Raw genomic sequence first — 21,195 nt, forward strand, 5'->3', positions numbered from 1 at the left:
CCGGTACATCTGCCGGCGTCCCGCTGCCGGGCACCGGACCGATGCCGGTGCCCGGCAGTGCTCACTTGGGCTGGCACACCACGTCGACCAGGGCCGGCCGGCCGGTGCCCAGCACGTGGTCGGCCGCTTTGCGTACGGCGTCCCGGACCCGGCCCGGGTCGGTCACCGGACCGTCGGCCCACCAGCCGAACCCGCGCGCGACCGCGGCGAAGTCCGGAGCCGGGGTGTCGATGGCCATCCCGATGCTCGCCCGCTCCATCGGGGTGCCGCGCTGCCGCGCCAGCCGCTCCTGGTGTTCCCAGTCGTTGTAGTAGGCACGGTTGTTGAACATGACCACGAGCAGCGGGAGTTCGTAACGGCTCGCCACCCAGAGGGCGCCCACGTCGAACATCAGATCACCGTCCGGCTGCAGGTCCACCACGAGCCGGCCCGTGCCCTTGTGGGCGAGCGCGACGCCCAGCGAGATGCCGATCTGGGTCGCGGTGCCCAGCTGGCGGCCCGGGTGCCGGTACGGGCGATCGAAGTCCCAGGTACGCAGCGCCCACTCGGCGGCAGTACCCGCGGTGAGCACCCAGTCGTGCTCGCGGACGACCTGCCACACCTCGGCGGCGAGCCGGGAGGTCGATACCGGGGAGCGGTCCGCACCCTCGTCGGCTCGGCGTCGCCATCCGTCCCACGTGGAGCGGTGCATCGCGGACAACCGTTCGCGCCAGTCCGCTCGCTCGGCCCGGCGCTCCGGCGACTCGCCGTCCAGGATGCGCCGGCACTCGGCGAGCAGCAGGGGCAGCGCCCCCGCGGTGTCCGCCGTCACCTGCAGATCCGTCGGCACGAGTTCGGCGTAGTCCTCGCTCCAGGAGGAGATGCCGACGTCGTTGAAGCCGAGGTCGAGCACGGTGCAGCCGGCGGCGAGGCGGGAGGTGATCCGGCGGGTCGTCGACTCGAGCCGCTGGGTCGCCTTGCCCATGTCCTTCACGTCGACGAAGAGGACAGAGTCGGCCCCCTCCAGCGCCTCCGACCCGGTCACGTTGAGCTCGTGGCGATTCGGGAAGTTCGACCGCCAGTGCGTGTCGACCGCGCCGATTCCGACGTCCTCGGCGAGATCGACGAGGACCTCGAAGGAGCCGGGATGGCGCCCCGGGTAGCCGAGCACCATGATCGGCCGGCGCGCCGCGCAGAGCCGCTCGGCGAGCGCGCGCAGGGCCGCGGGGTCCGGCGCGAGGGTCGACGGCACCGCGGCTAGTCGGGGCAGGTCGTCCAGGGGCACGGGCTCGGCGACCCGGTCCTCCTGCAGGCCCGCGTCGAGGGCGACGTAGACCGGGCCGCGGGGTTCCTCGTTGGCGATCCGGTGGGCCCGTGCGAGGACGGTGGGCACCGACGCCAGCGAGCGTGGCTCGTGGTCCCACTTGGTGTAGGCGCGTACCGCCTCGCCCTGCACGTTCGCCGAGTGGATCCAGTCGATGTTCGGCCGCCGCCGGGCGTGGTCGGCGGGACCGGAGCCGCCGAGCACGAGGACGGGTGTGCGGTCGATGTAGGCGTAGTAGACGCCCATGGTGCCGTGCAGGAGCCCGACCAGGTCGTGCAGGATCACCGCCATCGGCTCCCCGGTCGCCTTCGCGTAGCCGTGCGCCACCCCCATGGCGATCTTCTCGTGCGGGCACTCGATCATCGTGATCTCGTCGCCGCCGTAGTTGACCAGCGAGTCGTGCAGCCCGCGGAACGACGAGCCGGGGTTGAGGGCCACGTACTTCAGGCCGAGCCGGCGCAGGACGTCGACCATGACGTCGGAACCCCAGACCGGCTCGTCGTACGGGGCGAAGTTGGTCACGATGCCTCCTCATTGCGTGGGGAACCGGTCCATCGCCGTGAGGACCTGGTCGACGGTCCGCACCCGGCACACCCGTGGGAACACCTGCTCGACGAAGAAGTCGCGTTGCGGCTGGCGGCCGGTGAGTCCGTCGCTGATCACCACGACCTGGTAGTCCATGTCGCGGGCGGCGTACACGGTCGACGCGATCCCGACGTGGGTCGAGCCGCCGACGAGGACGACGGTGTCCGCCCCGCGGGCTCGCAGGGATGTGTCGAGATGGGTTCCGTGGAACGCCGACCACCGGTGTTTCGGGACGTCGTAGTCGTCCGGACGCTGTCCGAGCTCGGTGAGGGTGTGGTACATCGGCGAGCCGGAGCCGTACGGCGGGCCCACCGGCCTCGGGTTGTCCACCCCGAACGGGCGGTGCTGGTTGTCGACGTCGGCGAGCGTTCGGGCGAAGTCGGCCCCGTCGGCCCGGTGGTCGGCGCGGGCCCACGCGACCATCGCGCCGCGGGACCGGCACCCGTCCACGAGGCGGCGCACGGGACCGATGACGCCCGCCTCCTCGGCCGCCGCCCGGTAGTGCTCGAGCAGGTCGAACACGACCAGGGCGGTGCGGGTCGGATCCAGGAGCTCCTCGTCCGGTCGAGCGGGCACCACCTGGCCGTGGCTCACCAAAGCGTCACCGTCACGGTCTTCTCGCGGGTGTAGGACAGCAGCTCCTCCAGCGAGTTCTCCTTGCCCAGCCCACTGCTCTTCCGGCCGCCGAACGGGGTGCCCGTGGGACGCCGGCCGGTGCCGTTGACATACACGTATCCCGCCTCGAGGGCGGCGGCGGTGCGGTGCGCGGCGGTCACGTCCCGGGTCCACACGTTGGCCGTCAGGCCGAGCGGCGTGGCGTTGGCGCGGCTGACCACCTCGTCCACGTCGCGCCACGTGAGCACCGACATGACCGGGCCGAAGATCTCCTCCCGGACCGCGGTCATCCCGTCGTCGAGGTCGGTCAGCACCGTGGGTTCGACGAAGAAGCCGCGCGCCAGTCCGTCGGGACGGCCCCCGCCGTGCGCGACCGTCGCCCCCTCCCGCCGCGCCGTCTCGAGGTAGCCGCGGACCCGCTCGTAGTGCGCCCGGAACGCCAGCGGCCCGACCTCGGTGAGCGGGTCCATCGGGTTGCCGATGCGCAGCGCGGACAGGCGTGCGACGAGGGCATCGAGGAATCGGTCCGCGATGTCGGCGTGGACGAACAGCCGGGAGGTCGATCCGCAGGACTGGCCGGTGCAGCGGGCGATGTTCATGCCGGCGACCGCCGCGTGCGCGGCCCGCACCACGTCCACGTCGGGGAAGACGATGATCGGGTTCTTCCCGCCGAGTTCCAGGCTGACGTGCTTCACGGCCTCGGCGGCGCCCCGGAGCACGGCGCGTCCGGAGGGGACCGAGCCGGTGAAGGCGACCCGGTGCACCTCGGGGTGGGCGACGAGGGCGGCACCGGCGGTGGTACCCCGGCCGCTGACGACGTTGAGCACGCCGGGCGGGAGCACATCCGCGGCGATGCGCGCGAACTCGAGGGCGGAGAGCGAGGTCTGCTCGCCGGGCTTGAGGACGACGGTGTTGCCGGCGGCCAGCGGCGCCGCCACCTTGCCGGCGGCGAACTTGAAGGGGTGGTTGAACGGCACGATCCGCGCGACGACCCCGTACGGCTCACGCACCGTGTACGAGAGGGTGTCGCGGGTGGGTGGGTGCCGGCGTAGTAGAGGATCTCGGCGACCGCACCCGCGACATCGCTGCGCATTCCGGCGAGCGGAAGCCCGCCGTCGCGTACGTCGAGGCGCGCCAACTGCTCCGCCTCGCGTTCGATGCGGGACGCGAGTTCCCGCAGTAGCGCGGCGCGCCGGGCCCAGCCAAGGTCCCGCCAGTCGCCGGCGGCGGCCCGGGCGACGGCGACGGCGGCGTTGACGTCCTCGACGCCGCCGTCGGGAACCGTCGCGATGAGTTCCTCGGTGGTCGGGTCGACCGCCTCGATCCGACCGCCGGCCGCCGCGTCGACCCACGCCCCGCCGATGTGCATCAGCCGGTGCGGTACGGGGGCGCTGCGCTCGCTCATCGCGGGGCCACCCGGGCGTGGACGACTGCCGTCGCCCCCTCCTGCGCGGCGAGGAGCGCGCGGTGCAGGGCCGGCCCCAGGTCGTCCGGATCCTCTACCGGGCCGGTGGCCCAGCACCCGTACGACCGGGCGAGCCCGGCGATGTCCACCGCCGGATCGGCGATGCGCATGCCGATCCAGCTGTTCTCGACCGGGCGACCCCGTTGGCGCGCCACCTCCGCCTGATGCGGCTCGTCGTTGTAGAACGAACTGTTGTCGTTGACCACGAGCAGCGCCGGCACCCGGTAGTGGGCGGCGGTCCACAGGGCGCCGGCGGCCATGAGCAGGTCTCCGTCCCCGATGATTCCGACGCCGAGTTGGCCGCGGTCCCGGGCGGCGAGAGCGCCGCCGACGAAGGCACCCGGCCCGTAGCCGACGCCGCCGCCACCGGAGTGCCCGAGGTACGAGCCGGCCCCGGGCAGCTGCCACAGCCCCTCCGGCCAGGTCCTGGTGTTGCGTAGGCAGAGCAGGTGGTCAACGTCGCGTACCGCCTGCCAGGTCTCGCCGACCAGCCGGGCCGGCGAGATCCGCCGGTCGGCCCAGCGCGCCGCGACCTGCTCGCGCTGCCGCTGGCGCAGGCGGGCGGCGCGGGCGGTGACCTCCGCCCGCCGGGCCGCCGCCGCGGCCGGGTCCACCCGCTCGGCGAGGGCCGCGTGCAGCACCCGTAGCCCGAGCAGCGGGTCGCTCAGCAGTTGGACGTCCCGGGGCACCGGTGTCGCGAAGGCGTTGCTCCAGGACCGCAGTCCCAGGTCGCCGTGCGACAGGTCGACGACGACCGGGCCGTCATCGGGACGGTCCCGCCCCACGCCTCGCGCCCCCCTTCCCGCGGGACGCAGCAGGGCCGTCAGGTCGACGACGTCGACGGCGAGGACGACGTCCGCCTCGTCCAGGACACTTCGGTCCCCGGTGCAGTTCTGCGGGTGGCTGGTGGGCAGCGCCGACCAGTTCCGATCGTCGTGGTAGGCCGCGCCGAGCAGCTCGACCAGCGCGGCGAGGGGAGCGGTAGCGGCAGGGTCGAGGGCGATCCGTCCGGCCACCACGACCGGGCGCCGGGCCCGCGCGAGTACGGCCGCCGCCCGGTCCAGGGCTTCCGGGTCCGGCGCGAAGGCGGGGGCGGGGGCGTGCCGCACGGGGTCCGGGACCGGCACCGGCCGGTCTAGCCGTTCCTCCTGGACGCCGGCGTCCAGGGAGACGTACGCCGGTCCGCGCGGTGCCGACAGCGCCCGCTGCCGGGCGCGCAGGACGTCGGCCGCGAACGCCGCCGCGGTCAGGGGCTCGGCGTCCCAGACCACGAAGTCCCGTACCAGCTGGGCCTGCGTCGTCGCCGAGTGGATCCAGTCCACCGGCCGGCGCCGGGCAGGATCCGCCGGTCCGCTTCCGCCGAGCAGCAGCAGGGGAGCCCGGTCGCACCACGCGTTGTAGACCGCCATGGATCCGTGCATGAGGCCGACCAGGTCGTGCACGGCGGCGACCCCGAGCTGCCCGGTCGCCTTGGACCAGCCGTGCGCGAGCGCCACGGCGATCTCCTCGTGCAGGCAGAGCAGGAGTTGCGGGGTCACATTGCCGCCGTGGTTCACCACGGAGTCGTGCAGCCCGCGGAACGACGAGCCCGGATTCATCGGCAGGTACGGCACCTCGAGTGCGCGCAGCACGTCGACGACCACGTCGCTGCCCCACGCCGCAGGCCCCCGCCCCGCGGGCAGCCCGGTCGGGCGCTCCACGACCCGGCCCGCCTCGCCGAAGCCGGTGCCCACGATCGCGGTCATCGCCGGCCCGTCACTGTGCCCGCTGCTGCCTCGACGGCGGCGAACAGGTCCTCCGCCGTCAGTTGTGCGGGGTCCGCGGCCAGCTCGGGTCGCTGGGCCACCGACGCGAGGATCACCTTGCGGGCGCGCCGGCCGTCGAAGCCCACGCACCGGCCGGCGAGTTTGGCGTGCAGGGCCGCGTCCTCGGCCAGGTGCCGCAACGGGGGCCAGAGCGCGGCGAGCTCAGCCAGCGACGAGCCGATGATCCGGGCGAGCACCTCCTCGTCCGGCAGGTCGAGCTCGAGCACGAGGTCGGCGCGCGACAGGACGGCCTCGTCGACGGCGGCGGTGAAGTTCGTCGTGGCCAGCAGCAGGAGGTGCGGGCACGTCGCCCGCAGCGCGTCGAGGCCGGCGAGCACCGCGTCGGTGGCCCGGTGCACGTCCACCGGATTGGTCTCGAAGGAAGCCGTGCTGCGGCGTACGGCGAGCGCCTCCACCTCGTCGACCAGGACGATGGTGTGGGGGCGACGCGCGGCGAGCTCGGGCAGCGTCTCGGTGAACAGCCGACGCACCGCCCGCTGGCTCTCGCCGAGCAGCTCGCTGGGGAAGGCGTGGGGGTCCACCTCGACGAAGGTTGTCGCGCCCCGCCGGGCGACCGCCACCGCGGCGGCCTGGGCCAGCCCCTGACAGAGCGTGGACTTGCCGGTGCCCGGCGGGCCGGCGAGCACGATCAGGCCGTGCGGCGGGCCGGACAGCGACTGGAGCGCCCGGCCGTGCCGAAGTACCAGAACGGCCGTGCCGAGCAGCTGTTCCTTCGTGCCGGGCGGCACGATGATCGAGTCCCAGGGCCCGTCGTGGTGGTCGGCCGGTAGGACGTGGACACCGGTGATTCCCGGCGGCAGGCGTACGTCGGCCATTCCCGTCTCCGGATTCAGGGCCAGGTGGGGCGGTCGAGCGCCGGCCACTGGATGGTGGTCGGGTCGCCGGCCTGCCGGTCCCTGATGTGGGTGGGCGGCTCCTCGAAGAGCACGAGTGGGTCGCAGAGCGCCCGCATCGTCTCCAGCAGGCTGTCGAACATGTGGATCCGGACCACCTTCGCCGTCTTCTCCGGGTCGTCGTTGAAGTGCTGGTGCCAGAGGAAGTGGTCGACGATGATCAGGTCGCCCTTCTTCCAACGGTGGTTCGTACCGCCCTCGGGCTCCGTGCCCAGGTAGGTGTGTCCCGACCCGTCCAGGACGTACAACCACGCCTCACCGGGATGCCGGTGCATCGACTGCCCACGGCCGGGGCCGATCTCGAACATCGCCATGGTGATGCCCGATGCCTGATAGCCGATCGCGCGGTCGAGCAGGAAGGTCGTCCGGGTCCCCCGTGGAGTGTTGACCATCTCCATGTCGTCCCAGCTGGTGTGCAGTCGGCCGGTCCGCCGGGACTGCTGTTCGCGGCCGAGTCGGCGGACCCTGCGCGCGTAGGGGTCGTCCCCGGGCAGACGGGGGGTGTAGGCGGGGCGTCCCGGCAGTTCGGCGAAGGGGGTGTGGCCGGCGTCTTCCAGGATGGACATGCCCATCGTGTCGAGCATCGGCTCACTCGAGAAGGTCAGGTAGCGGGCTGTCGCCGTGCCGTCGTTGCCGGACCGGTGCCAGGACCAGGCGGGGATGTGCAGCGAGTCGCCGGGGCCCCACTCGATGCGCTCGCCGTCGATCTCGGTCCAGCCCCAGCCGCCGACGACCAGGACCATCGCATCCCAGGAGTGACGGTGGACGGTGGTGGTCGTCCCCGGGTCGAACTCGTGGACCAGGGCGTCCATCGTGCGGGTGGGGCGATCGCCGTCGACGCCGACATAGACACCGACCCGGCTGCCCCGCTCGGTGGGCTGCATGATCACGTCGTCGTGGGCGACGACGTCCCGGTGGTTCTGCCGCCAGTCCTCCAGGAACTTGGCGCGCCGGGTCTTCTGGACGTGGTAGTGGCTGACGCCTGTCGTCGTCCGGGTCGTCACGAACATACCTCCAATGGACTAACCATTGGCTGTACTCTGTCAGCTCGACCTGGGCTTGCACAAGAGCACGCCGCGCTTGGTCTACCGCTCTTAGCCGCTGCGGCCGTCCCGGAAGCGCGGCCCACGGTCAAGCGACTGCATCGCGTCGGGCGCCCGGGGGATCCACCGCGGCGTCCGCGCGCAGTAGTCCTCGTACGCCCCACCGAACCGCTCACGTAGGCGCTTCTCGTCCTGCCGGACCCGGTCGGCGAACCACCTCAGGTGCCAGCCGACCAGTCCGGAGGCGAGCGGCGACCGGGACGAGAGGGCCAGTCCGGTCAGGAAGAGCAGGTGGCCGCCGTACATCGGGTTGCGCGTCCAGCGATACGGGCCCGCCTCGACGAGGCGCTCCGGCATGCCCTGCGACATCCCGGGTGGCCCGCCCGCCCTGGACAGCCGGTAGGCGCCGGCGAGCCGGTAGGCGGCGTACCCCGCGGCCATGAGGGGCAGGCCCGTGGCCCGTACCCGCCGGCGGCTCAGCACCTGTTCGACGCCGACCACCAGCGGCCAGATCAGAAAGGTACGGGTGGACGTGGACGACAGCGACATCCTCATCGGGGGCCTCCGGGGTGGGAAGTTGCGGGGGAGCGGACGCGTACGACAGCCGCGCTGGCGGTGATGAGCGCGCCCGCCAAACCCATCGCGGCGGTGAGCGGAATGATCGCGACCGCGCTCGCCACCGCGAGCGGCGCGGCGAACAACGCCGCCGCCCGGAAGGTCCCCGCCGTCGCGATGGCGTCGCCGCGCTCTTCGGGATGCACCGAGTCGGTCGCGATGGCGGGGCCGATGGTCTGCAGCACGCCCGCGCCGAGCCCGGACACCGCCAGCAGCGCACCGGCCGCCCACCAGGCGTCAGCGGCCAGGGCCACCAGGCCGGTGGTGGCCCCCGTGGCGAGGGTGCCGAGCACGAAGGAGCGCATCACCCAGCGATGGCGCACCCGGCCGACGATCGCGGAGCCGACGACCGAGGCGCCGTTCGCGACCGACACGAGAACGCCGATGGTGGAGGCGGGCTGTCGAGCGGCGTCGAGCGCCACCGGCACGTAGCTGGAGAGCAGGCCCCGCCACGCGCCCGCGGTCACGCCGGCCCAGCAGCCGACGTCCACGCCCGGGCGACGCCAGATCCGCCCAGGAGGACCCTCCGGTGGCGGACGGAAGGGCGGTAGCCGGTCGATCGCCAGCGCCGGCAGCACGGCAACCGCGGCGATCGCCGCGCCGACCCCGAGCGCCGCTCGCGGCGAATGCTCCACCAGCAGCCCGGCGAGGACGGGTCCCGCGAGCAGTCCCACACTGGAGACGAAGTTGATCGTCGCGAGTGCGCCGACGGCGGGTGCGTCATTGCGCACGACATGGGTCTGGCTACCGGTCCAGAAACAGGCGCGGGCGAAGCCTTGCAGCACTTCGGCCAGGGTGAACGGAACCACGGCGGCCGACGCGACGACCAGGCCGTTCGAGAGGCAGAGGGCGACCCCCGCGGCGACGACGAGGACCCAGTCGCCGACCAGCCGCATGGCCGCGCCGAGGACCAGCCGGGTCGCCATCTGGGCGATCGCCGAGAGGGCGGTGAGCACACCGACCTCGACCGCCGAGTAGCCGGAGCGCAGCGCCAGTAGCGGTAGCGCGACCGATGCGATGCCGAGCGAGCAGGAGAAGACCGCGGCGCCCCCCGCGGACGCGATGGTGTCGCGCGAGAGGCGCCGCAAGGCCGCTGCCGACCACACGAGGTCTGGTCAGACCGAGGCGCTGGTCAGCTGCTCGGCGTCCGGGGTCCGTTCGGAGGCCGGCTCGAAGTAGTGGACCGTGTCGTACCCGAGGTGCTTGAAGACGCGGTTCTGCGCGCTGAACAGCCGCAGCGGCCTGCCGTCCGCCGCGAAGAGCTGGCACACGTGGTTCTGCGGGACGTACAGCGTGTCGCCCTGCTTGATCTCGTACCGCTCGGGTTCCAGCGCGATGCGGGCGTAGTACTTCTCGGCGATCTCCGCCTCGACCTCCCACTGCAACGCGTACCCCTCGCCGTCGAGCACGTAGTACACCTCGTCGGCCATCTTCCAGTACTTGCCACTGTGGCCGCCGGCGGGAAGGTCGAGCTCGAAGGCGTCCACGCTGAAGATGCGCGCGTCGGTGCGCTCTGGCGAGGACATGACCCGAACCCGCCCAAGCGGGGTGTCCTCCCATGTCGTGTCGGACGGGGAGATCACCTTCTTGCGCTCCAGGACACCCGGAGTCCAGATACGCGACCAGTCCTCGCGCGGGCCGAAACGTTCCTCGTCCTCGACCGGCCCGGAGCGCCCCTGCTGGATCAGGCCCATGAACATCCAGGTGCACTTCGCCTTGACGACGAGCGCGACCGCCCGCTCCGAGTACGGGTTGAAGTGCCGGTGCACCGAGTCCGTGTGCACGAAGACCAGGTCGTCCTTGCTCCAGTCGTACCGCTGGTCGTCGTGGATCTCGTAGCCGCGCCCCTCGAGGATGTAGAAGGCCGCCTCGTTCTGGTGGCCATGCCCGTGGTTGGACGACTCCGGCGGCAGTTCGACGAAGTGCACCTGAATCGTCTGGGTGAGGAAGTCCTCGTCGCCTGGGCCAATGCGCCACCAGGTCCGACTCTTCGCGCTGTCGCCGGAGTGCGCGACCTTCGCGTCGTCCACGACGACGCTGTCGTCGCGTACCCGGTCGACCGCCAGTTGCCGGCGCCGGAACTCGTTAAGCCCGTAGGTCTGCGACGTCAAACCGCGCACGAACACGCGGCCGCTCTTGCCCATTGGTCCTCCGGTCTTCTCGGTGGTGGTGCCTGCGCCAGCGGGCACCCAACCCGCTCGGATTCGGTTAATGGTATAACCTTTATCCGATCAAGGGAAGGGCTGTCCAGGGTGGCGTCGAGCCAGCCGACGTTCAACAGCGGCGGGTCCGGCCACGGCTCGTGCCGCAGCGCCTGTGGGTCGGACAGGTGGTTAGTCGTGATTGGATCGTGACCGCCTCGGGTCACGGTGTTGGTTCTCGTCAGCCGCGCTTCTGCCGCCCACACCGACCTGCGGTTGAGCGCCGCCACCCCCGGTGCCAACCAGCTACCACTGCGGGAACGAGGTCTGGACAAGCTCAATCATCAACGTCCTCGAAGTCGAGAACCACGGACTCCGCGCCGGCACCGGCAGAACCGGCCAACTGGTCGCCCTACCATCCGCCAGCCACCGCTGATTTCGTCTACACCGGCATCTCAAGCTGTTTCATCAGCTGAAGCACAACGCCGTCTTCACACTCCTCGCCCCCGATCCGGCCTGCCTGTCACGGCACCACGACGAGCCTACGGCCCCGTAGATCGGTGCGTTGCCAAGCCGTCTCGATATCGCTCAGCGGGACCTTCACCACGTCGAAGGTCAGCTCGCCGGACTGCGCCCACGTCACGACCTGCCCATACACCTCATGCATGGTCTGTGGGTCGAGTCCTTTGGCCGCGCCGTAGATCTCGACTCCGGAGGTGCGCAGGCTCTCCGCGGCGAGAACGAGCCCGGCGCCGGCGGACTCGCCGATCTGGATCAGCCGGGTCGGCTTCGGGAACGCGAATGTCTCCGGGACCAGCGATCGCAGCAGGATCTCGGTGGGTCGGCCCCAGAGGTAGTCCAGCACGACGTCGTAGCCATCCCCCTTGGCATCGAGGTACGCCTGCGCCAGCGCTTCGTCCGGTACGGCGGTGTTGATCACCTCATCGGCGCCCAGGCTTTGTACCTCACGCAGTTGGTCGTCGTCGCGGCCGGTCGCGATGATCCGCCCGGCGCCAAGCAGCCGGGCCACCTTCACCGCGAGTCGCCCCGCGACCCCGGTCGCGCCCTGCACGAGCACGGTCTCGCCCGGCACGAAGCCAGCGGCGGTCTTGATGGACATGCCGGTGATCGCCGTGCCCAGCACGGTCGCGATCGCCGGATCGATACCCTCCGCGATCGGCATGTAGGCGCCCTTTGGCACCACGGTCTTCTCGGCGAGCGCACCATAGGGCCGTCGTGGGTTGCCGAACCCGACCAGGGTGCCGTCCGGCAACGCGCCTATGCCGTCGAAGGCGGGAATCGCCGGCAACTGTGCGGTGTACTGCTGGCTCGCGTAGTGCGTGCCGGCCGCGATGCGCTTGTCGACGTTCTCGACCGCGACCGCCTTGACGTCAATGACCACCTCATCGTCGCCGGCCACGGGATCCGGGAAGTCCTCGTAGCGAGGGATGCCACCGACCTCGTGCAACACCGCCGCCTTCATCACAGCTCCCGGCTGAAGAACGCCGCAATCCGACGCTGGAAGGCCCGCATGAACCGGGGAGGGCGGGCGGGCGAGTGGTTCCACCTGCGGTTCAGCGAAGCGTGAGCCGCGACGCCGCCGGGGCGACGCGCGCGGCCGTGGACCGCCGCGCCCTGGTGCCCGGCCGACCGCTCGGCATGCGCGGGAACTCCAGGAATGCGATGTGTCGCCCAGTGCAGCAGGCCGCCGAACGAGCGCTTGTTTGTCATCGTCGTCTCCGTCTCTCTATCAGTGATAGAGGCACCCTAGCACTGATAGAGTGCCGGTGGGAGGTACCGAATTGGCGCTAGACCGACAGCGGATCGTCGCCGAGGCCGTCGCCCTGCTGGACGCCGAGGGTCTCGACGGCGTGACGACCCGCAAACTCGCCGCGCGGCTAGGTGTGAAATCGCCGACCCTCTACTGGCATCTGCCCAACAAAGCGGCCCTGGTCACAGCGATTGCCGACGCGATCCTCGACCAGGAGTTCGGCGATATGTCACCGCCCGAGCCGGATCAACCCTGGCCGGACTGGTTAAGCGGCCTGGCCGAGCGGCTGCGCCGAGCGCTGCTCGCCCATAAGGACGGTGCCCGGGTCATCTCAGCCTCCCAGCTCTCCCTCAACATGGCAGCGATCTCCGAACTGGCAATGAGTACCCTGGTCGCGCGCGGCATCCCGTTGCGACAGGCACGCGTGATCGTCCTGACCGTCGAGCGCTTCACGGTCGGCCACGTCCTCGAAGAACAGGTCCCCCGCCCGGACGCGGACGCACTGAAACACTTCGACATGGCCACATTCGCCCAGCAGCACCCGACCGTAGTCGCCGCGGTCACCGAATACTTCCGACCCGGCCGCACCGTGGATGACCTGTTCCGCGACTGTCTGGAGGTGGTCATCGAGGGCGCTGCGGTCAAAGCCGGGGCCACCTCCTGACCGATCATCCGCTCTGCAGCAATGAGCTTGTCCAGACTTCGTTGCCGCAGTGGTAGCTGGTTGGCACCGTCGGTGGTGGCGCTCAACCGCAGGTCCGTGTGGGCGGCAGAAGCGCGGTGCAGACCGTGGCGCCCCGGACGGGGAGCTGCTGTGGGTGTCGGGGGTGCTGCCAGGGAAGACGGTCGACATCACCGCCGCCCGCCGCTTCAAGATCGCAGAGAAGGGTCGTGGCGTTCCTCGGCCTGCTCGCCGACCTGGGCTACATCGGCCTGCACCCACAGGTGATCACCGGCTACAAGCGCAAACGCGGACAGAAGACCCTGCCCGAGCCGCGCAAGAACGCCAACCCGTTCATGCTCGTCGAAGGCGGTGGTGATTATGGCCGGAGCCTAACGGTCGCGCCCCGGCTCCGGCGGCCCGCACGGGATGCGCGGCGGTTCTACCTTCAGGACCTCCGGCGGCGTCGAGCGTTCTCAGCTGGCCCTGTGCCGATGAACGGTCCGAGGCTGCGGCGCGTGATCATCAAGTGGGCATTACGGGTGCACCGCCGGGGTACTGATGGGGCACGGGACGAGGCGGGGAGGGTGCCGTGGGGAAGAGCGCGGGACGTCGGCAGCCGAGCCTGCTCGCCGGTCTACTGGTGGCGGTGGTGGTGGCCGCCGGTTGCATGTCCGGCGGGGTGGATCAGGGCGAGCCGCGGCAGCCCGGCCCGCAGCCCGCCTCGCCGGGAGCGCAGAGCACCCGGGCGGACGGGACCACCAGCGTCGCCGAGTTCAAGGAGGACTTCGGCGGCGCGGTCGCTCTCGCCGAGCAGTACTGGACCGGCCAGTTCAAGGCCTCCGGCGAGCGGTTCGAGCCGGTCCGGCGGGTGATTGCGTACACCCGGGAAGGAGAGGTCTCCTGCGGCGGGCAGCCGTTGCCGCGCAACAACGCGGTCTACTGCTCGGCGGGCGACTTCATTGCGTACGACGTCAACTGGTCCGTGGCGGCGTTCCGGCAGGTCGGCGACGCCTTCCTGTTCTACCTGCTCGGCCACGAGTACGCCCACGGCGTCCAGGTACGCCTCGGCATCCGCTACAACTTCACCATTCAGCAGGAGCTGCAGGCGGACTGCATGGCCGGGGCGTACATCGGGGACAACGTGCGTTCCGGGGACCTGACCCTCGACAAGGGTGACCTGGAGGAGTTCCGGGAGGGGCTGCTCGCCGTCGGCGACGACCCGGACCAGCCGTGGTTCGCCGAGGGCTCGCACGGCACCGCCGAGCAGCGCACGGACTCCTTCTTCCGCGGCTACGAGAATTCGCTGGGCGCCTGCGGGGTGAGCTGACCGGGGCGATGCCGCAGGTCACGCCTGGGCGGGACGGCGAGCGGCGGGCGGGGCTCGGTTGAGAGGATCGGCGGGTAGGTCCGACCTGGGTCAGGAGGCTCCGCTGAGCAGCAACCATCCCGCCGCCGTGCTCTTCGACATGGACGGCACCCTGGTCGACAGCGAGAAGCTGTGGGACGTCGCGCTGCAGGAGTTGGCGGCGGTGTACGGCGGGACCCTCTCCGACACCGCCCGGCGGGCGATGATCGGCACCAGCATGGCCGCCTCGATGCGGATCCTGCATGACGACCTGGGGCAGCCGTACCGGGACCCGGAGGCCAGCGCCGCCTGGATCAGCGCCCGCATCCTGGAACTGTTCCGCACCGGCCTGCGCTGGCGACCGGGCGCGCTGGCGCTGCTGCGGGCGGTCCGGGCGGCGGACATCCCGACCGCGCTGGTCACCTCCAGCGGCCGGAAGCTGGTCGAGGTCGCCCTGGACACCCTCGGCCGGGACAGCTTCGACGCGGTGGTCTGCGGTGACGAGGTGGAGGCGGCGAAGCCGCACCCGGAGCCGTACCTGACCGCCGCCCGGCTGCTCGGCGTGCCGATCGCCCGCTGCGTGGCGATCGAGGATTCGCCGACCGGGGTGGCCAGCGCCCTCGCCGCCGGGGCCGCCGTACTGGCCGTGCCGGCGGAGGTGCCGATCGCCGAGGTCGCCGGCGTACACCAGCTGGAGAGCCTGACCGCGGCGGACCTGGAGCTGCTGGCCGCGCTGCTCGGCGAGCCACCGGCCTGAGACGCGAGGGGCCCCGCCGGTCGGCGGGGCCCCTCGTCGGTGCGGGGATCATTCGTGGGCGATGGCGCCCAGGACGTTGATCCGCGCGGCCCGCACCGCGGGCAGCACCGCGGCGACCACGCCGATGATCGCGGCAAGCCCGAGGAAGACCCCCATCTGACCCCAGGGCAGGATCAGGTCGGTGATGCCCTCGTCCTTGAGCGCCCGGACCACCGCCGCGCCCAGGCCGCTGCCGACCACCACGCCGAGCAGCGCCCCGAAGACCGAGATCACCACCGCCTCGACGGTGATCATGCGCATGGTCTGGGCCCGGCGAAGCCCGATCGCCCGCAGCAGGCCGAGCTCCCGGGTCCGCTCCAGCACCGACAGGGCGAGGGTGTTGACGATGCCGAGCACCGCGATGACGATGGCCAGCGCCAGCAGGATCTGGATCATCCGTAGCGGGGTGTCCAGCATGCTGGTCTGCTGCTTGATGAAGGCGTCCCGGTCCGCGACGGACACCTCGGGGCTGTCGGCGAGCAGCGTCTCCACCTGCGGCTGTACGTCGGCCACCCGGGCCCCGGGGGCCAGCTGCACGAAGCCCTGGATCGGCTGCGGGATGGTGAAGTCCCGGGCCGCCTGCGGCGGTAGCACCACCGGGTTGGTCAGCTGTGAGCTCTGGTAGATGCCGCTGACCGTGTACGTCCGCGCCTCCCCGCGGGAGAGCTGGACGGTCACCTGCGAGCCGACCGACACGTTACGCGACTTCGCCGTGTCCGAGCTGAACAGCATCTGATCCGGGCCCAGCCGGCTGATGTCACCGGCGGTGGCCTTCACCCCGAAGATCCGCTCCAGCGCGGCGATGTTGCTCGACGCGCCAACCCAGGTGCGGGCGCCGTTGACCACGGCCATGTCGCCGTATTCGCCGTCGACCAGTTGCACGCCCGGGATGGCCGCCGCCTTCTCCAGGACGGCCGGGTCGAAGCTCGGCGGCCGCGGGCCGCTCTGCGACCCGGAGATCACCAGCTCGGCCTTGATGGTGTCCTGGGCCAGCTTGCCGATGCTGCCCTTCGCCGAGTCGAGGATCACCGTCACGCCGGTGACCAGGGCGATGCCGACCATCAGCGCCGCCGCGGTGATCGCCGTGCGCCGTGGGTTGCGGCCCGAGTTGAGCCGGCCCAGCTTGCCCGGCACCGACCAGGCGAAGATCGCCCCGAGCAGGGCGACCACGGGCCGGCTGATCAGCGGGGTCAGCAGCGCCACCCCGATGAAGGCGAAGAGGACGCCGCCGAGGATGGTGGCCAGGGTGTTGTCGCCGGCGTGGCCGTCGAGCCCGAGGAACAGCAGCACGGCGCCGATCGCGGAGACGATCGTGCCGGCCACCGTCACCTTGGTCAGCGGACGGTCCGGGGTGGCCACGTCCTGCATCGCCGCGATCGGCGGGACCCGGGAGGCCCGCAGCGCCGGCAGCAGCGCGGCCACGACCGTGATCACCAGGCCCACCGCGAACGCGCCGATGACCGCCGCGGCCGGCACGCCGAGCCCGGCCAGGCTGAGCCCGCCCGCCAGCTGCCCGAACAGGTACGCCAGCAGCGCGCCGACGCCGATTCCGGCGCCGAGCCCAAGCACGGAGGCGATCAGGCCGACCACGACGGCCTCCAGCACCACCGAGCCGATGATCTGCCGCCGGCCGGCCCCGATCGCCCGTAGCAGGGCCAGTTCCCGGGTGCGCTGCGCGACGATGATCGAGAACGTGTTCAGGATGAGGAAGGTGCCGACCAGCAGCGCCACCGCGGCGAAGCCGAGCAGGATCTTGTTGAAGAAGGAGAGTGCCTCCTTGAAGCTGGCCGCCTGGTCGGCGGCGGCCTGCTTGCCGGTCTTGACCTGGTAGTCGGCACCGAGTTCGTGGGCGACGTCGTCGCGCACCCGCTCAGGGGTCACGGCGTCGGCGGCGGTCACGGTGATGCTGGTGAAGGTGTCCGGCTTGCCGAGCATCAGCCGCTGCGCCACCGGGGTGGTGAAGGCCACCTCGTTCACCCCACCGATCGAGTCCCGGCCGCCGCTGTAGCCGAAGATGCCGACGAGGGTGAACTCCTTCTTCGGCTCCAGGGTCAGCACGCCGACCCGGTCACCGACCTTCACCTTCGCCGCCTCGGCCAGGGCGGCGTTCACCACGATCTCGTCGTCGGCGCGCGGCTCGCGGCTGCCCTCGCGGAGCTGGACCAGGTCGCTCTCGCCGAGCCAGTTCTCGCCCAGCTGCGGTGGCCCGAAGGAGGTCACCACCTTGCCGTTGCTGCCGATCAGGCGGGCGCCGTCGGCGTTGACCACGCCCTTCGCGTCCGCCGCACCCGGCACGTTTTCCCTGATGCGCTCGACCAGGGACGCCGGCACCGGGGTGGGGACCTGCTCGCCCTCGGCCTCGCTGAGCGCTACCTTCGGCTTGGCGGTGACGGTGACGTCGATGTCGGAGAACCCGTCGGCGAAGAGCGCGTCGAACGACCGGCCCAGGGTGTCGGTCAGCACGAACGCGCCCGAGACGAACATGACGCCCAGCACCACCGCCAGGCCGGACAACAGGAGGCGCACCTTGCGCGCCAGCAGGCTCTTCCACGTCGCGCGGAACATCAGCGCGCCACCTCGGCGGACACGTCCAGCTTCTTCATCGTGTCCAGCACCGTGTCGGCGGTCGGCTCGAGCAGCTCGGAGACGATCTGCCCGTCCGCGAGGAAGATGACCCGGTCGGCGTACGCGGCGGCCGTCGGGTCGTGGGTCACCATCACGATGGTCTGTCCGTGCTCGCGGACCGAGTTGCGCAGGAAGTTGAGCACCTCGGCGCCGGAGCGGGAGTCGAGGTTGCCGGTCGGCTCGTCGGCGAAGACCACCTCGGGGCGGGCGACGAGCGCTCGCGCGCAGGCGACCCGCTGCTGCTGGCCGCCGGAGAGCTGCGCCGGCCGGTGCCCCAGCCGGTCCCGCAGGCCCACCGTGTCGATCACGGTGTCGTACCAGGCCCGCTCGGGCTTGCGCCCGGCGATCGACATCGGCAGCAGGATGTTCTCCTCGGCGGTCAGCGTGGGCAGCAGGTTGAACTGCTGGAAGATGAAGCCGACCTTGTCCCGGCGCAGCTTGGTCAGCCCGGAGTCGCCGAGCCCGGTGACCGTGGTGTCGCCGATCGACACCGTGCCGCGGGTGACCGAGTCCAGCCCCGCCAGGCAGTGCATCAGCGTCGACTTGCCGGAGCCGGACGGCCCCATGATCGCGGTGAACCGGCCCCGTTCGAACTCCGCGCTCACCTCCCGTAGCGCGACGACCTGCGCCTCGCCGCTGCCGTACACCTTCCACACGTCGCTGGCCCGGGCCGCGGCCTGCGCCTGGCCTACCGTCGCGGTCACGTCATCTACCTCTTCCGTCTGCCTGCCTGTTCCGCACCGCCCCCGCTGGTCGGTGCGGCAGTCTCCATCCTCGCTGCCGTGCAGCGTGGATCCGTCCGCCTGCGGTCGGAGGCGGCGCGGATTTCGCACTGCGGGTCGGCCCCGACCCCGGCTCAGGGTTGCCCCTGAGCCGCCCACCGGTCGAGCGTGTTTCCAGTCGCCGGGACGTCGCCGGGCCGACGTTAGGGCCTGACGCCGCGTCATGGTCAACCGCGCCGCGCCGTCTCCGGTCACGGTAGGTGACAACGGCAACATCGCCGTCACCCCGACGGCGACTCCCCGGGTACGCGTGGCGCCGCTGGTGGACCTGCCGCCGAACCGCAGCGGTCAGCGTCGCTCCCGGCGAGCGCGTCCAAGGGCGCCGGCCCGGCCCCACCGTCCGGGGATGTTGAGCAGCTCGATCCGGCCCATCCCGAGGGGCACGGCGGGTCTGGTCACCAGGTGCTCGCCGCGGGGCTCCATGCCGAGCATGGTCCGCAACAGCAACAGGGGGGTGCCGGTGGACCACGCCTGTGGGCTGCACGCCGTCGGGTACAGCACGGGGTACCTGGTCAGCGTCCGGTCGTATCCACCGAACGCCTCCGGCAGCCTGCCGTTGAAGAACTCGGCGGCGTCGATGATTCCCCCCGCGATGCGTCCTGCCTCCTGGGTGAAGCCGTAGCGGCGCAGGCCCCAGGCGATGAACGCGTTGTCGAACGGCCAGACGGTGCCGACGTGGTAGCCGAGCGGGTTGTACCGTCCTTCCCCCTCGGCCAGGGTGCGTACGCCCCAGCCGGAGAACAGTCGGGAGCCGAGCAGGTGTTCGGCGATCTTCCCGGCCCGGGATTCCTCGACGATGCCGCTCCAGAGCAGGTGCCCGATGTTGGAGGAGAGGGCGTCGACCTGGCGGCCGTTGCCGTCGAGGGCGAGGGCGTAGTACTCGCCGTCGGCGATCCAGAAGTCGCGGTTGAACCGCTCCTTGAGTTCGGCCGCCTGCCGCTCCAGCCGGTCCGCGTACGCCGGGTCGTTCCAGAACTGGCGGGCCAGGCGGGCGCCGCGGAGCTTCGCGTCGTAGGCGTAGCCCTGCAGCTCACAGGTGGCCCGGGGCAGGCTCGGCAGCCTACCGTCACGGAAGCAGATCGCGTCCCAGGAATCCTTCCAGCACTGGTTCTCCAGCCCGTTCTTCTCGTTGCGGCGTTGGTACCAGATATAGCCGTCGTCCATGAGGTCGCCGTAGTCGTCGATCCAGTGGAGCGCGGCTCTCGCGGCCCGCTCGAGAAGCCGTACCGTCGCGGCATCTCCGGTCCACCGCTCGTACTCGTCGAGCAGGATCACGAAGAGCGGGGTCGAGTCGGCGCTGCCGTAGTACGGCGAGTGCGGCTGATCCTCGAACCCGGTCGTCTCCCCGTACCGCAGTTCGTGGGGGATCTTCCCCGGCTCCTCCTCGCGGAAGTCATCGAGGACGATGCCCTGCAGGAGCGTCAGCAGGCGGAGCGTCGTGGCCGCGAGGTCGGGCGCGAACGGCAGCGCCTGCATGCTGGTGAGGATGCTGTCCCGACCGAAGATGGCCATGAACCAGGGCAGGCCGGCGGCGGGAAGGGCATGCCCGGGGCCGGTCAACGGCATGAAACGCAGTGCGGCGAGATCAGTAAGGCTGCGCCGGTAGGTGATCGTCAACGTTGGGGAGTCGCAGGTCAGGCGCGGTGCCTCCGCGAGCCAACCGGCCAGGTCCTGCCGCATCTGCGTCCCGATCCGACCGGGTCTGCCTTGCAGGCTCTCCCGAAGGTCGCGCCCGTCCACGCCCAGCGCCTGCACGTGCAGTTCCGTCACCCATTGGCCGTGCGGTTCGAGCCGGACGTCGTACGTCATGCCCCGCTCGTCGACGCTGGCCGGCGCGGTGGAGGAGACCAGGGCCTCCCGGCGGAACGTCTCCCGCTGGTAGCCGAGACGCAGGCACCCGTCTTCGATCCGCGTGTAGTACCTGCCCCGCTTGTTGCGTACGTCCTTGATCTCGAAAAGGTCGGCGAAGTCGCTCTCGACGTCGATCCGGATCCGTAGGTCGACAGGTTCGGGTTCGTGGTTGATCACCGTCAGCCGCTCGGTGAAGCTACCGCCGATCGAGCGCTCGCGAATGGCCGAAACGTTGATGTCGACGAGCGGGGTCGGAACGGTCGGGACGACGAAAAAGCGGCTCTCGAAGTATTCGACCTCCTCGACGGAGAGCGCGGTGACCCGTTCGCCGTTGATGGACAGCACCCATTTCGACAGGAAGCGGGTGTCGAACGAGAAGAGACCGGTCGGGATGGTGGGAGACGCGTCGATGTCACCCGTCTCCTCACTGACCACGAACGTGTTGCCATCCAGCAGTCGGACGAGGCCGTCGCTCATGCCGGTGATCTCCGTTCACGGGCGAACTCCCGCGGGTGGTGCGCGCCGGGCGGCCCCGGCATGAGCCGCTGGATGAGGCGGGCCAGCCGCACATCGCCCTCGGCCCTGAGTTCGTTACGCACCCACGCCGCGTAGATGTGCGACCTGCCACTGACGATCCGGTCGAAGGTCGCTCTGCTGCCACAGATTACGCAGTCGGCCCGGCTCTCCTCCCGCGAGACGCGGACATCGCCGCGTTTGATCACCAGGAACCAACGGTCGACCTCGTGGTCGCGTTCGAGGTCGAACCGGATCGTGCCGCTGGCCTCCTCGAGAAGGCGTTCGTGGCCGCGGCGGCCGACATCTTCGAAAAAGTTCGCGGTGGGATTTGACATGAACCTCCCTCCGGTGGTCCCGAG

The 21,195-nt window shown here is 71.1% G+C and carries 17 protein-coding genes and 1 pseudogene; 3 read left to right on the forward strand and 15 right to left on the reverse strand.

Annotated features, from left to right (window positions below; translation table 11 throughout):
- Positions 1 to 61 precede the first annotated feature (61 nt).
- The 11 genes and pseudogenes from GA0070624_RS18545 to GA0070624_RS34100 all read right to left on the reverse strand — a co-directional run bounded on the left by GA0070624_RS18545 (position 62) and on the right by GA0070624_RS34100 (position 12,217).
- Positions 62 to 1,825: a thiamine pyrophosphate-binding protein gene (locus GA0070624_RS18545; protein WP_091342790.1), complete on the reverse strand. Its 1,764-nt coding sequence runs from the start codon at positions 1,823 to 1,825 to the stop codon at positions 62 to 64.
- Positions 1,826 to 1,834: 9 nt separating this feature from the next.
- Positions 1,835 to 2,482, reverse strand: a complete 648-nt coding sequence (locus GA0070624_RS18550; protein WP_176731767.1) for an isochorismatase family protein — start codon at positions 2,480 to 2,482, stop codon at positions 1,835 to 1,837.
- Positions 2,479 to 3,908: pseudogene (locus GA0070624_RS18555) on the reverse strand (aldehyde dehydrogenase family protein). The gene GA0070624_RS18550 and the pseudogene GA0070624_RS18555 overlap by 4 nt, the downstream one beginning before the upstream one ends.
- Entirely contained in the window at positions 3,905 to 5,713 is a 1,809-nt protein-coding gene (locus GA0070624_RS18560; protein ID WP_091342794.1) for a thiamine pyrophosphate-binding protein, read from the reverse strand. The pseudogene GA0070624_RS18555 and the gene GA0070624_RS18560 overlap by 4 nt, the downstream one beginning before the upstream one ends.
- Entirely contained in the window at positions 5,710 to 6,609 is a 900-nt protein-coding gene (locus GA0070624_RS18565) for an AAA family ATPase (RefSeq protein WP_091349028.1), read from the reverse strand. Before GA0070624_RS18565 ends, GA0070624_RS18560 begins: the two co-directional genes overlap by 4 nt.
- A gap of 14 nt (positions 6,610 to 6,623) precedes the next feature.
- Positions 6,624 to 7,691 (reverse strand): cupin domain-containing protein, encoded by a 1,068-nt coding sequence (locus GA0070624_RS18570; RefSeq protein ID WP_091349032.1) that lies wholly within the window; start codon positions 7,689 to 7,691, stop codon positions 6,624 to 6,626.
- Between the two features lie 90 nt (positions 7,692 to 7,781).
- On the reverse strand, positions 7,782 to 8,285 hold the full coding sequence (locus GA0070624_RS18575; RefSeq protein WP_091342796.1) for a methyltransferase family protein: 504 nt from the start codon (positions 8,283 to 8,285) through the stop codon (positions 7,782 to 7,784).
- Positions 8,282 to 9,433: an MFS transporter gene (locus GA0070624_RS18580; protein WP_176731770.1), complete on the reverse strand. Its 1,152-nt coding sequence runs from the start codon at positions 9,431 to 9,433 to the stop codon at positions 8,282 to 8,284. The genes GA0070624_RS18575 and GA0070624_RS18580 overlap by 4 nt, the downstream gene beginning before the upstream one ends.
- A gap of 27 nt (positions 9,434 to 9,460) precedes the next feature.
- Positions 9,461 to 10,534, reverse strand: coding sequence for a cupin domain-containing protein (locus tag GA0070624_RS18585; protein ID WP_245718864.1), 1,074 nt, complete (start codon positions 10,532 to 10,534; stop codon positions 9,461 to 9,463).
- A gap of 475 nt (positions 10,535 to 11,009) precedes the next feature.
- Positions 11,010 to 11,969 carry a quinone oxidoreductase family protein gene (locus tag GA0070624_RS18590; protein ID WP_091342801.1) on the reverse strand — a complete coding sequence of 320 codons (960 nt, stop codon included), beginning with the start codon at positions 11,967 to 11,969 and terminating at the stop codon, positions 11,010 to 11,012.
- On the reverse strand, positions 11,969 to 12,217 hold the full coding sequence (locus tag GA0070624_RS34100) for a hypothetical protein (RefSeq protein WP_141715077.1): 249 nt from the start codon (positions 12,215 to 12,217) through the stop codon (positions 11,969 to 11,971). Before GA0070624_RS34100 ends, GA0070624_RS18590 begins: the two co-directional genes overlap by 1 nt.
- A gap of 56 nt (positions 12,218 to 12,273) precedes the next feature.
- Here GA0070624_RS34100 and GA0070624_RS18595 point away from each other — a divergent pair, with 56 nt between their 5' ends.
- From GA0070624_RS18595 to GA0070624_RS18605, 3 genes are all read left to right on the forward strand, one after another.
- Entirely contained in the window at positions 12,274 to 12,921 is a 648-nt protein-coding gene (locus GA0070624_RS18595) for a TetR/AcrR family transcriptional regulator C-terminal domain-containing protein (RefSeq protein WP_245718865.1), read from the forward strand.
- A gap of 589 nt (positions 12,922 to 13,510) precedes the next feature.
- Positions 13,511 to 14,248 carry a neutral zinc metallopeptidase gene (locus GA0070624_RS18600; RefSeq protein ID WP_091342804.1) on the forward strand — a complete coding sequence of 246 codons (738 nt, stop codon included), beginning with the start codon at positions 13,511 to 13,513 and terminating at the stop codon, positions 14,246 to 14,248.
- A 127-nt stretch (positions 14,249 to 14,375) separates the two neighbouring features.
- On the forward strand, positions 14,376 to 15,023 hold the full coding sequence (locus GA0070624_RS18605; RefSeq protein ID WP_091342806.1) for an HAD family hydrolase: 648 nt from the start codon (positions 14,376 to 14,378) through the stop codon (positions 15,021 to 15,023).
- Between the two features lie 48 nt (positions 15,024 to 15,071).
- Here GA0070624_RS18605 and GA0070624_RS18610 read toward each other — a convergent pair whose 3' ends face one another.
- The 4 genes from GA0070624_RS18610 to GA0070624_RS18625 all read right to left on the reverse strand — a co-directional run bounded on the left by GA0070624_RS18610 (position 15,072) and on the right by GA0070624_RS18625 (position 21,171).
- On the reverse strand, positions 15,072 to 17,627 hold the full coding sequence (locus tag GA0070624_RS18610; protein ID WP_091342808.1) for an ABC transporter permease: 2,556 nt from the start codon (positions 17,625 to 17,627) through the stop codon (positions 15,072 to 15,074).
- Positions 17,627 to 18,391 carry an ABC transporter ATP-binding protein gene (locus GA0070624_RS18615; protein ID WP_091342809.1) on the reverse strand — a complete coding sequence of 255 codons (765 nt, stop codon included), beginning with the start codon at positions 18,389 to 18,391 and terminating at the stop codon, positions 17,627 to 17,629. The genes GA0070624_RS18610 and GA0070624_RS18615 overlap by 1 nt, the downstream gene beginning before the upstream one ends.
- 366 nt (positions 18,392 to 18,757) lie before the next feature.
- Positions 18,758 to 20,797 carry an amylo-alpha-1,6-glucosidase gene (locus GA0070624_RS18620; protein ID WP_091342811.1) on the reverse strand — a complete coding sequence of 680 codons (2,040 nt, stop codon included), beginning with the start codon at positions 20,795 to 20,797 and terminating at the stop codon, positions 18,758 to 18,760.
- Positions 20,794 to 21,171 (reverse strand): SCP2 sterol-binding domain-containing protein, encoded by a 378-nt coding sequence (locus tag GA0070624_RS18625; protein ID WP_091342813.1) that lies wholly within the window; start codon positions 21,169 to 21,171, stop codon positions 20,794 to 20,796. The genes GA0070624_RS18620 and GA0070624_RS18625 overlap by 4 nt, the downstream gene beginning before the upstream one ends.
- Between the last annotated feature and the right edge of the window lie 24 nt (positions 21,172 to 21,195).

The sequence above is a fragment of the Micromonospora rhizosphaerae genome, assembly GCF_900091465.1.
Taxonomy (GTDB): domain Bacteria; phylum Actinomycetota; class Actinomycetes; order Mycobacteriales; family Micromonosporaceae; genus Micromonospora; species Micromonospora rhizosphaerae.